Source organism: uncultured Mailhella sp., from assembly GCF_905187505.1.
Classification (GTDB): Bacteria; Desulfobacterota; Desulfovibrionia; order Desulfovibrionales; family Desulfovibrionaceae; genus Mailhella.
In genome coordinates this window covers 1-11,203 of the sequence record NZ_CAJJIC010000074.1, presented here as the reverse complement: position 1 = coordinate 11,203, position 11,203 = coordinate 1, and the positions used below count along the sequence as shown (strand labels likewise).

The window sequence follows — 11,203 nt, the reverse complement described above, 5'->3', positions numbered from 1 at the left end:
GGCTTCGCCTTTTTGGAACTCCCCGCATAGCGGGGAGTTTTCAGTCTTAAAAAAAGCCCCCGCTGCCGAAGCAGCAGGGGCACGCGCCTTGCGAAGGGTCTACTTGTTGGGCGTGAGCTTGTAGCGATAAATTTCGTGCACTTCGGACTTATAGCCGGGGTACATGCCCTTGGTCATGCCAAGGACGATGCGCGCACCGCGATTCTGATGCACCAGAAGGTCGCCGGTGGACGGATCGACGCAAAGGCCTTCGATCTCACCCTGCTTTATGGTCTCGGTAAAGGTCTTTTCCAGAATGACGGGCGCATAGCTCGCAGAAGAAATGTCCACACGATAGAGGTGGTCGGGTTCGTTGTCGTCGGCGGTACCGTCGTCGGCGGTCAGGAAGAGGGATCCGTCATAGTAGAACACGCCCTGCACCCACTGCGGCACGGGCTGCAGATGCACCTTGCGCAGATAGTTGCCGTCAAGGTCGTATTCATAAAGATAGCGGCCGGATTCCTCACCCACCCAGGAGCACATCCATACCGTGCCCTTCACGGGATCGACGGTGATGCCGGAGGTCTCCAGCTGACCGGAGGCCTCGTTGAAGGGGAAGGCGCGCTTGAACTTCAGAGTGTTGGCGTCGTACACGGAGACCTGAATGTCCTTGCCCACGCCGTCCATGAAGTTTTCCACACCGCAGTAAATTTCACCGTTGTAGACGTCGATGTCGCCGAGGTGGTTGACGGCCTTGGTGTAGCCGGTTTCAAAGGGCTTGTCGTTCTTCAGCACAAGCTTGCCGTCCATGTCGTACTTGTACAGCACCTTGCTGCAGCTGACGTAGATGTACTTGCCGTCGCAGGCGACGCCCTGGCGTCCGTCGACTTTCATCACGTCTTTCAGCTCATAGGTGTACTTCGGGGACATGTCCGGTTCCGGCAGGGCAAACGCCTGTCCGGCAATGCCGAAACTCAGAATGGCGGCCGCAGCGGCAGAAAGGAAACACTTGTTCATATACCCTCCTCAGGGTCATCGGGGGAACGCTCCGAAATGGAACGTTCCGATCAGGCGCATAGTAGAGCAATATTCCTTTCATGACAATGGGATGTCGAGCTCTGCAAACAGAAGGGACGCCGCGTCGCCGCGTGCACTCTCAGGCCCGCTCCCGCATGGCGCCACACGTTCTCAGACAAAAAAATCCCCGGAAAGACCGCTTTCCGGGGATACGCGTTCAGGCGTTGCGCATCAGGCGCGTTCAGCGTGAATGCCCACTTCCACGCCGTTCATGAGAGAACGGGTGATCATGCAGCTCTTCACGATCTTCAGGCAGTGTTCCAGCGTGTCGACGTCCTTGTCGTCCACCTCAACGCGCACGTCGATGTCCACGCGGGTCACATAGGAAAGTCCTTCACGCTCCTCCTTGACGGCGCGTCCCGTGCCGACGATGCGGCGGTAACGCACGTCGCGGGCCAGAAGCGCGGCGTTCAGCGAACCGCAGAAGCAGTCCAGCGCAGCGCTCACCAGAAAGACGCGCGCCGTGCCGAGTCGCTGATCCGGGCCCACGCTGTTGTAGTCCGCATGAATGTCTCCAAGCAGAGGATGACCGGTTCTTACGGTGAATCCATCCGGAGTATGCTCAAATTCCACTACGTCGCTCATGTCTTTGCTCCCTGGCAGGAAAGCCCGCCGTTTTTTGTGTTGTCCCCGGGCTCAGCCCGAAATGTCATCTGCCGCCATCGGCCCGGCCGGACGCAGACCGACGTGCCCATCGCACATCACGCGCACAGCCTGCGCAGTCTGGCGGCGAATTCGGCTCTTGAAATTTCCTCGGCGCCGAGGCGGAGCATGTGCGGCGTCGTCTGCTGACAGTCCACCATTTCCACCCCCTGCTCCTTCAGCCACGACACAAGATGCACCACGGCCGCCTTGGAAGCGTCCGGCTGAAGATGAAACATGGACTCTCCGAAGAAGGCCCTTCCTATGAGCACGCCGTACAGACCTCCAGCAAGCGCACCGTCCTGCCACACCTCCACGGAATGGGCATGACCGAGCTCATGCAGCCTTTCATAGGCCTCCACCATGTCCGGCACTATCCATGTGCCATCCTGCCCTTCTCTCGGGACGGAAGCGCAGGCACGGATGACCGTGCCGAAGCACGCATCCACACTGAAGCCGAAACGCCCGCCGTTCAGCACGCGCCGCAGGCTGCCTCCCACATGAAGCTTTTCCAAAAAAAGCACGCAGCGGGGATCCGGCGACCACCAGAGTATGGGCGAACCCTCCTCATACCATGGAAAAATGCCACGGGCGTAGGCGTACAGCAGCCTTTCCGGCGAGAGATCCCCTCCCGCCATGAGCAGCCCGCCGTCCGCGGCCTGCCACAGCGGCGGAAACCACAGCGGTCCTCCTTCGGGCAACCACGGAAGAGGGGCGGTCATCACGCTCTCTGTCCGCTCGCCGAGAGCGTCAGATGCGGGGCATCGGGAGAAAGGGCGTCCACGACGACCTTTCCGCCCTTCTCCAGACTGCCGAAAAGCAGAAGTTCGGCAAGCTGATCCTCCACCTCGTTGCGCACCACCCTCTGCAGAGGCCTTGCGCCCATGCGCGGATCAAAGCCGTGCCGGGCCAGCCAGCTTCTCGCCGCATCGGTCAGGGTCAGCGACACGCGCCTTGCGGCGAGCCCCGGCTCGAGGGCCGCCATGGTCTTGTCCACGATGCGCCCCATGAGCTCGCGACTCAGGCTGTTGAAGGGAATCATGGCGTCGAGCCTGTTGCGGAATTCCGGACTGAAGGTCTGCTCCACCGCTCCGGCGCTGCGGTCCGAGGCGCTGCTCGTGGAGCAGAAGCCCACAGGTGCCTGCTCCATTTCCCGTGCGCCGGCGTTGGTGGTCATGATGAGCACCACGTTGCGGAAGTCCGCCTTGCGTCCGGTGTTGTCGGTGAGCGTGGCGTAGTCCATCACCTGCAGAAGCACGTTGTAAATATCGGGATGGGCCTTTTCCACTTCGTCCAGAAGCAGCACGGCATGAGGCGTCCGGCGTATGGCCTCGGTAAGCAGGCCGCCCTGCTCGAAGCCCACGTATCCCGGAGGAGAACCGATGAGTCGCGCCACGGCGTGCTTTTCCATGTACTCGCTCATGTCGAAGCGCACGAAGGCCACGTCCAGAAGCTCGGCCAGCGTCTTGGCCAGTTCCGTCTTGCCCACGCCCGTGGGACCGTGGAACAGGAAGGATGCCGTGGGCCGGTTTTCCCGGCTGAGTCCCGCCCGGGACCGCAGTATGGCGCGCACGACGGCGTCGACGGCATGATCCTGTCCGAACACCCGGGCCTTGAGATCATCGCCAAGCGTGTGCAGGCGTTCCTTTTCGCCCCTGCTCACGCTGCGGGCGGGAATGCCCGCCATGCGGGCCACCACGCGTTCGATGTCCTGCACGGACACCACGGAACCACGACGGAATCCGGGCTTCAGACTGGCGGCCGCGCCTGCCTCGTCCATGACGTCGATGGCCTTGTCGGGCAGAAGCCTGTCCTGAATGTGGCGGGCCGACAATTCCACGGCCGCCTGTACGGCACCTTTGGAATAGCGCACGCCGTGAAACTTCTCGTAGCGTTCCTGAAGACCGCACAGAATGGCAAGGCAGTCCTCTTCCGAAGGCTCGCGCACGTCGATGCACTGGAAGCGTCGACTCAGGGCGCGATCCTTTTCAAAATGATTGCGGTATTCCTCGTGGGTGGTGGAACCTATGCAGCGAAGCTCTCCCGCGGCGAGCACGGGCTTGAGCAGATTCGAGGCATCCATGGAGCCGCCGCTCGTGGCGCCGGCCCCCACGATGGTGTGAATTTCATCGATGAAGAGGATGGAACCGGGCTTCTGCTTGAGCTCGTTCACCACGTCCTTGATGCGGGCCTCAAAATCGCCGCGATACTTGGAGCCGGCCAGAAGGGAACCGAGGTCGAGCGCGTACACGGCGATGGAACGGAAGGCGCGGGGCACGTTGCCCTGCGCGATGCGGTAGGCCAGCCCTTCGGCTATGGCCGTCTTGCCGGTGCCCGGCTCGCCCACGAGCAGAGGATTGTTCTTGCGCCGTCTCGAAAGCACTTCAAAGAGACGGGCAAGTTCGCTCTCGCGCCCCACAAGAGGATCGATTCTGCCCTGCTTTGCCTTCTCCACCAGATCCACGGCGTAGCGTTCCAGCGCGGAAGCCTGGGGAGCCTCCTCCTTTTCCTCCGGCGGAGCACTGCGGCGCTGCGAAGCCTGCCGCAAAATTTCGGGCAGCTCGTGGGAAATGAATTCCAGAACGCGCAGTCGGTCTATGCCCTGCTTGCGCAGATAGAACGCGGCCCAGCAGTCCGGCTCCTCGAACATGGCGGCCAGAACGTCGCCCACGTCGGTATCCCTGCGGCCGGAGGACTGCACATGGGACACGGCGCGCTCAAGCACGCGCTCCAGCGACTCGGTCTGCAGCACCTCGCTTTCGGGAGCGGGTTGTTCAGGAGCGACGGCAGGCAGATATCGGGAAAGATATTCTTCAAGCTGATGACGAAGTGCGGGAATGTCCGCACCGCATCCCTTGAGTATGACACGACCGAGCTGCTCGCGGGTCATGGCCAGCAGCAGATGTTCCACGGTAAGACATTCGTGGCGGCGGGAACGCATTTCCATGACGGCGAGCGCCAGCGCCTGCATCAGAGAACGTGCCATCATCGGCGGATACCTCTTTTTTCTGGAAACATTCCTTGATTGTACCTGCCTGAAACAGAGATTGCAAGCGGCTGAAGCATGACTTTTCCGTGCGCCGCGCGAAAGTCGAAGAAACCGGAAGACGACGGAGATGCCGCTTTGCAGGAACGGAAAACGGCGCTCCTGCCGTTGCGACGTCTCCTCGTCCGCCGTGACTTCTGGAACGCGGGATGAAAGACTCCCGCCATTCGGACGATTCAGCGGACGCCCGGCCGTCATGCAGAAACGGCGGCCGCGCCCATGCGCGACCGCCGCCTCATCTATTCCTTTTCCATGGTGCAGCGCAACGGGAACCCGGCCTGCTGGGCCCGTCCAGCCACCTGCGCCACGCGGAATTCGGCTATTTCCTTCGGATACACCCCGCACACGCCCATGCCCTTCTGGTGCACGGACATCATGATGGCCACAGACTCTTCCTGAGTCTTGTGGAACACCTCTTCCAGAATTTTCACGACGAAGTCCATGGTGGTGTAGTCGTCGTTGTGGAGAAGAACACGGTACATGTCCGGTTCCTTCAGCTCGTCTTCCAGAGTGACGCCGGACTCGGTGCCGGCCGCGCCTTCGGTGTAATCCTGACTCATTTCGTTATTCTCCCTTGGCGTCCACTTCCGCTTTCAGGGCATCGGCCTGGGCCTGGGCGGCGAGCGCCTCGATCATGTCCTCAATTTCCCCTTCCATGAAGCGGTCGAGCGAATACATGGTAAGGTTGATGCGATGGTCGGTCACGCGGCCCTGCGGGAAATTGTAGGTACGTATGCGCTCGGAACGGTCGCCGGAACCCACCTGTGAACGGCGTTCCGCGGCTTCCGAGGCGTGCTGCTTCTCCTGCTCCGCCTGAAGAATGCGCGAGGCGAGCACCTTCATGGCGCGGGCCTTGTTCTTGTGCTGGGAACGTTCGTCCTCGCAGGTGACCACGATGCCGGTGGGAATGTGCGTGATGCGCACGGCGGACTCGGTCTTGTTGACGTGCTGGCCGCCCGCGCCGGAGGCACGGTACACGTCGATGCGCAGATCTTCGGGACGGAGGTTCACGTCCACTTCCTCGGCTTCGGGCATGACTGCCACAGTGGCGGCGGAAGTGTGGATGCGTCCCTGCGATTCCGTGGCGGGCACGCGCTGCACGCGGTGCGTGCCGGACTCATAGCGCAGGCGGCTGTAGACGCGCTTGCCGGAGACAAGGGCGATGACTTCCTTGTAGCCGCCCGAGTCCGTGGGCATTTCGGAAATGATTTCCACCTTCCAGTGCTGAAGTTCGGCATAGCGGCAATACATGTGGAAAAGATCGGCCGCAAACAGCGCGGCTTCCTCGCCGCCGGTACCGGCGCGCACTTCGAGCACGGTGTTCTTCTCATCCAGAGGATCGGGCGGAAGCAGCATGAGGCGCAGCTTGTGCTCGCGCTCGGGCAGTTCCTTTTCGATGCGACGAATCTCTTCCTGCGCCATTTCGCGGATGTCGTGATCCTCGTCGCTCAAAAGTTCCTTGTTTTCCTCAAGCTGCTTCTGGAGATCGCGGTATTCACGGTAGGCAAGCACCACGGGCTCCACGTCGGCGCGGGCCTTGGCGATCTTGCGGTACTGTTCAGGGTCGGACAGAACCGCGGGATCCGCCATGTTCTGTTCCAGCTCCTCGTAGCGTTTTTCCAGACTTTCCAGTTTAGCAAACATAGTCACTCCATCACGATAGGGTCGGGGGATTCAAAGCGGCCGGCATAGGGACTGTCGGGACCGAGCGCCGCGCGAAGCGCCGCGACGGCGACTTCAAGCTGCCCGTCGTCGGGCTCCCGGGTGGTAAGAAGCTGAAGAAGCAGCCCCGGAGCACGCAGAACGGCGCCCCGGAAGCCTTTTTTCAGCGTGGCCGCATAGCGAATGATTTCGTAGGCCAGCGCGCTGACCGGCGCAATCAGCAGTATCTTGAAACATACGATGCCCGCGTGGCGCACGACGGCCGAGGAAGGATCCCACACCATGAGAAGCAGCGGGACCAGAACGGCATGAAGCACGATGGCCACGGAAAGCACGAAAAGAAGAAAGGTGGTGCCGCAGCGCGGATGCAGACGGCTGCACGCGCGGGCCGTTTCCACGGTGACCATGCCGCCCTTCTCGAAGGCGTGAATGGTCTTGTGTTCCGCGCCGTGATACTGAAACACGCGGCGGATGTCGGGCATGAAGGAAATGGCGGCGATGTAGCCTATGAACATGACGAACTTGAACAGTCCGTCCCACAGATGAAAGGACAGCCCCTTCATGCCGCCGGAAAGTCCGAGCTGCTCCATGCCGAGGGCCAGAAGATGCGGGGCGGCCACGAAAAGAACCACCGCGGCGGCAAGCGCCATGAGCAGGGTGAGAGCCACCTGCCAGCGGGACATGGGCGAGGAATCGTCGTCTCCCATGGAAAGGTCGGCCGAGCGATTGAGCGCCCTCACGCCGTTGGAGAGCGTTTCCACCAGGATGGGGAAGCCGCGCAGAAAGCGCACGGAACGAATCCCCTGCGGGCCCATGGTGCGCCAAAGACGGCTTTCCACGGAAATGGAACCGGAAGGACGACGCACGGCCAGCGCATAGGATGCGCCGTTGCGCATGAGCACCCCTTCCATGACGGCCTGCCCGCCCACGAGCGGCAGCGCGCAGCCTTCGGCGGCAAGCGTCATGAAACGCAGAAGAGAACGAACAGCTTTCATGCCATATCCTGAAATTTTCCAGCCGGAAGATGCTCCGCCCGGCTCCCTGCGCCTTGCCGGACAAGGCGGCGTACGCTCCTTTCCCGGAAGCTGACGCACACCGGCCCCCTGCGGGGAGCAGGCCTTTGAGCCGTTTCCGCGCCTGCCGTGCCCGTCCGAGCCGAAAGACGACATCCGAACAGGCCGTCGGCGAATGATGCGCCCAAAAACGCGGTCCTTTCTCCGCCGGCTCTCCGTGCGGAAGCGGCCCGCAAAAACTCCAAACTCAAAAACCTCCCCAGGAAAGCCTGGGGAGGTCCCGCTCGTTCCCGGCTCGACATGACGCCGGAACCAGCGTTACTTCGCGAATTTGGCGTACTTCTTGCGGAAGCGGTCAATGCGGCCGGCGGTATCGACGAAGCGCTGCTTGCCGGTGAAGAAAGGATGGCAGGCGGAGCAGATTTCCACGTGCACGGTTTCGCCCTTGGTGGAGAGAACTTCCACTACATTGCCGCAGGCGCAGACAAGCTTGGCCTTGTAAACTTTGGGATGGATGCCTTCTTTCATGGTACACTCCTCAGATGATTTGCGGACCCACGGGTACGCCCATACCCACCTTGGTAGGCGGACAGTCGCCTAGTCGCCCGATTTACCGCAGCGTTGAAGATTCAAGTCGGAGAACCCTACTTCTTTTTTCATCGTTCGTCCAGTGTTTTCCCCATGCTTTCCCCGCAAAGGTCGTCATGTCTCTGGACGAGCCGCCCGGTAAAGGCTATACCTTGCCCATGCGTTATTATCCTCTCTTTCTCAGCCTTGCCGACGTCCGCTGCCTTGTGGTGGGCGCCGGTCCCGTGGGGCGACGCAAGATCGCCGATCTTCTGTCGTGCCGTCCCGCGTCCCTTCTCGTCGTGGACCCGGATCCCGACGAGGCGGCGCTCGAAAAGGCGCTGGCCGGACTCGACGCAAGGCCGCTCACGCTCGAGAAGCGCACCTTTTGCCCCGGAGACCTGGACAATGTGGCGCTGGCGTTTGCCGCCACGCCGTCCGCGGCGGCAAACGCCGCCGTGGCAAGGCTGTGCCGCGCCTCCGGCGTGTTCTGCAACGTGGCCGGGCCGCTGGAAAAGGACGCTGCCGGCAGCTTTCTTGTGCCCGCCCATGTGGAAAGCGGTCCCATCACGCTGGCGCTTTCCACGGGAGGATGCAGTCCTGCGCTGGCCAGAGCCCTGAAGGAAGACCTGAAGACATGGCTGCAGAAAGGCTATGCCGATCTTGCCCTGCTTCTCAAGGCTCTGCGGCCCCGCCTTCTGGCCCTCGGTCTCGGCAGCGACGCCGACGCGGCCATATTCCGCGCCCTGTGCGCGCGTCCTTTGCGCGACAAGCTCATGGACGCCCTTGCCCGCAGGGACAAGGATGCCCTTGCCGCGCTGCTCATTCCCGTTCTTCCGCAAGATCCTTCCCTTTCCGCCGAGGAGATTATCCATGACCTGGACTGAAGTTCCCTCCTATCTGTGCCTCGCTCTCTACGCGCTCGCCACCGTCGCCTCTCTGGCAGGCGTGCTCGGGCGTTCCGCCAGAGTGAAAAAACTGGCCTGCCTGCTGTGCGCGGCCGGATTCGCCTTCCACACGCTGTGGCTCGTCATCAGCATCGCAGGCGGTGCCTTCAGCGCCGTGTCCCGAGGCTTCTATCTTCTGCCTCTCTCATGGTGCCTGGCGCTGGCCGGACTTCTCGTGTCCCGCCGCCAGAACATGGACATAGCCCTGCATTTCGTGGCTCCCTGGGGATTCTTCCTCGGCGCCTGCGCGCTCGGCTTTTCCGGCACTCCGGGCTCCCTGCCTCTGGCCGGTCCGCTGTTCATCCTGCACCTTGCCGCCATTTTCGCGGGCGTCGGCGTCATGGCCGTGGCCGCCGGAGCGGGCGCGCTCTTCCTGTGGCAGGAGAGCGCCATCAAGCACAAGACGCCGCTTGAAGGCTTCCGCAAGGATCTTCCCGCTCTCGGGGCCCTCGACAGAGTCAACGCCATGGCCACGCTCATCGGCTTTCCCTGCTACAGTCTCGGCATTCTGTGCGGCTTTCTCTGGGCCCGCATCAGCTGGGGGAGCTTTCTGAGCGGCGACTTCAAGGAGTGGATCTCCCTGCTCATTCTGGCCGTGTACGCCCTGCTCTTCCATCAGCGGCAGGCTCTCGGCTGGCGCGGACGCAAGCCCGCCATTCTGGCTCTCGTCATCTTTGCCGCCTCGCTGTTCTCCATGTTCGTGGTGAACACCGTTCTTTCCACCCAGCACGGCTTCTAGCCGCGCGTTCCCCTCCACGACAGACGAACGCGCCGACACCTTCTTTTCCTTCAGGAACATCATGAACAGCACCATTCACCTCATAGGCATCAACCACCGCACCGCTGCGGTGGAAATCCGCGAAAAGTTCGCGCTCACCAACTTCTGCTCTCCCGAGACCTGGGCCATTCCCACCACCGACGGCATCAGCGAGTCGCTCATTCTCTCCACCTGCAACCGCGTGGAAGTGCTTGTGGTCGGCGAGGGAGACGCCCCCAGACGACGCGCGCTGGAATGCTGGGCCAGGGCCCGCGGCAGAACCGTGGAAGAGCTTGAACCCTATCTCTATCAGTACAAGAACGACGAGGCCATACGCCATCTTTTCAACGTGGCCTCGAGCCTCGATTCCCTGGTGCTCGGCGAACCGCAGATTCTCGGTCAGCTCAAGGCCGCCTACCGCAAGGCCACGCAGAGCCACTGCGCGGGAACCATCATCAACCGTCTGCTGCACAAGGCCTTTTCCGTGGCGAAAAGAGTGCGCTCGGAAACGGGCGTAGCCTCCAGCGCCGTGTCCATAAGCTATGCCGCCGTGGAGCTTGCCAAGCAGATATTCGACGACATGAGCCGTCACAACGCCCTCATCATAGGAGCGGGCGAAATGGCGGAACTTGCGGCCATGCATCTCAGGCAGGCCGGAGTGAAGCGCATCCGCGTGGCCAACCGCACCTATGCCCACGCCGAAGAACTGGCCCGCAGGCTCGGCGGCGAGGCCGTGCCCTTCGATCAGCTCTTCACGCATCTGGTCGACACCGACATCGTCATCAGCTCCACCGGCGCGCCTGACGCCATCATTCACGCCTCCGACATGCGCGACGTGCTCAAAAAGCGCAAGAACCGCCCCATGTTCCTCATAGACATCGCCATGCCCCGGGACATCGAGCCTTCGGTCAACACGCTGGACAACATCTATCTCTACGACATCGACGATCTCAAGGAAGTGGTGGAAGAACACATCGCCGAACGCCGCAAGGAAGCCGTGCGGGCCCGCGCCATCGTGGACGAGGAAACAGCCGCCTTCCATCAGTGGATAGACTCCCTCACCCTTCAGCCCACCATCGTGGCGCTCGTGGAGCGCGGCCAGCGCATCATGGAAGAAGAGCTCGCCAAAACCCTGCACCGCCTCGGCCCCGTGGACGACGCCACGCGCGAGGCCCTCGAAATCATGGCCGACTCCCTGGTGCGCCGCTTCAATCATGAGCCCATATCCTTCATGAAGGACCGCTTCCATGAAGCCGCCAATCCTGAATACACCATGCAGGCCGTGGACACCGTGCGGAGAGTCTTCAACCTCAAGTGATCCTGCGCCGAGTCCGGCGGCTTCGACCTACTCCTCGCTTCTGACAAAGCCCGGCGCATTTCCGTCGGGCTTTGTTCTGTTCTGAAGGTTCCTTCCCGGGTAAAGACACGCCGCATCCGCCTTTTCCCGCGCCTCCTGCGGTGAAGTTTCCCGCAGGTGTCCGGGGTTCGTCCTTCGCATCATGCGACCTTCCCC

At 62.0% G+C, this 11,203-nt stretch carries 11 protein-coding genes; 3 read left to right on the top strand and 8 right to left on the bottom strand.

The window, feature by feature from the left end:
* Positions 1 to 99: 99 nt before the first annotated feature.
* The 8 genes from QZZ60_RS07680 to rpmE form a co-directional block, all read right to left on the bottom strand.
* Positions 100 to 996 (bottom strand): hypothetical protein, encoded by an 897-nt coding sequence (locus tag QZZ60_RS07680; RefSeq protein ID WP_295640123.1) that lies wholly within the window; start codon positions 994 to 996, stop codon positions 100 to 102.
* A gap of 231 nt (positions 997 to 1,227) precedes the next feature.
* Positions 1,228 to 1,641: an OsmC family protein gene (locus QZZ60_RS07675; RefSeq protein WP_295640120.1), complete on the bottom strand. Its 414-nt coding sequence runs from the start codon at positions 1,639 to 1,641 to the stop codon at positions 1,228 to 1,230.
* A gap of 116 nt (positions 1,642 to 1,757) precedes the next feature.
* On the bottom strand, positions 1,758 to 2,420 hold the full coding sequence (gene aat / locus QZZ60_RS07670) for a leucyl/phenylalanyl-tRNA--protein transferase (protein WP_295640117.1): 663 nt from the start codon (positions 2,418 to 2,420) through the stop codon (positions 1,758 to 1,760).
* The gene (clpA, locus tag QZZ60_RS07665) at positions 2,420 to 4,687 is read right to left on the bottom strand and encodes an ATP-dependent Clp protease ATP-binding subunit ClpA (protein ID WP_295640114.1); all 2,268 of its coding nucleotides are present in this window, start codon (positions 4,685 to 4,687) and stop codon (positions 2,420 to 2,422) included. The genes aat and clpA overlap by 1 nt, the downstream gene beginning before the upstream one ends.
* A 296-nt stretch (positions 4,688 to 4,983) precedes the next feature.
* Positions 4,984 to 5,304 carry an ATP-dependent Clp protease adapter ClpS gene (gene clpS, locus QZZ60_RS07660; protein ID WP_295640111.1) on the bottom strand — a complete coding sequence of 107 codons (321 nt, stop codon included), beginning with the start codon at positions 5,302 to 5,304 and terminating at the stop codon, positions 4,984 to 4,986.
* Between the two features lie 4 nt (positions 5,305 to 5,308).
* Entirely contained in the window at positions 5,309 to 6,388 is a 1,080-nt protein-coding gene (gene prfA / locus QZZ60_RS07655) for a peptide chain release factor 1 (RefSeq protein ID WP_295640108.1), read from the bottom strand.
* Positions 6,389 to 6,390: 2 nt separating this feature from the next.
* Positions 6,391 to 7,401, bottom strand: coding sequence for a DUF1385 domain-containing protein (locus tag QZZ60_RS07650; RefSeq protein WP_295640105.1), 1,011 nt, complete (start codon positions 7,399 to 7,401; stop codon positions 6,391 to 6,393).
* Between the two features lie 336 nt (positions 7,402 to 7,737).
* Positions 7,738 to 7,947 (bottom strand): 50S ribosomal protein L31, encoded by a 210-nt coding sequence (gene rpmE, locus QZZ60_RS07645; RefSeq protein ID WP_077073051.1) that lies wholly within the window; start codon positions 7,945 to 7,947, stop codon positions 7,738 to 7,740.
* 176 nt (positions 7,948 to 8,123) lie between these two features.
* On the opposite strand from rpmE, the gene QZZ60_RS07640 reads away from it, so the two are divergent.
* From QZZ60_RS07640 to hemA, 3 genes are all read left to right on the top strand, one after another.
* Positions 8,124 to 8,873, top strand: coding sequence for an NAD(P)-dependent oxidoreductase (locus QZZ60_RS07640; RefSeq protein WP_295640101.1), 750 nt, complete (start codon positions 8,124 to 8,126; stop codon positions 8,871 to 8,873).
* Positions 8,860 to 9,672 carry an inner membrane protein YpjD gene (locus QZZ60_RS07635; RefSeq protein ID WP_295640098.1) on the top strand — a complete coding sequence of 271 codons (813 nt, stop codon included), beginning with the start codon at positions 8,860 to 8,862 and terminating at the stop codon, positions 9,670 to 9,672. The genes QZZ60_RS07640 and QZZ60_RS07635 overlap by 14 nt, the downstream gene beginning before the upstream one ends.
* A 61-nt stretch (positions 9,673 to 9,733) precedes the next feature.
* Entirely contained in the window at positions 9,734 to 11,008 is a 1,275-nt protein-coding gene (hemA, locus tag QZZ60_RS07630; RefSeq protein WP_295640095.1) for a glutamyl-tRNA reductase, read from the top strand.
* Positions 11,009 to 11,203 lie beyond the last annotated feature (195 nt).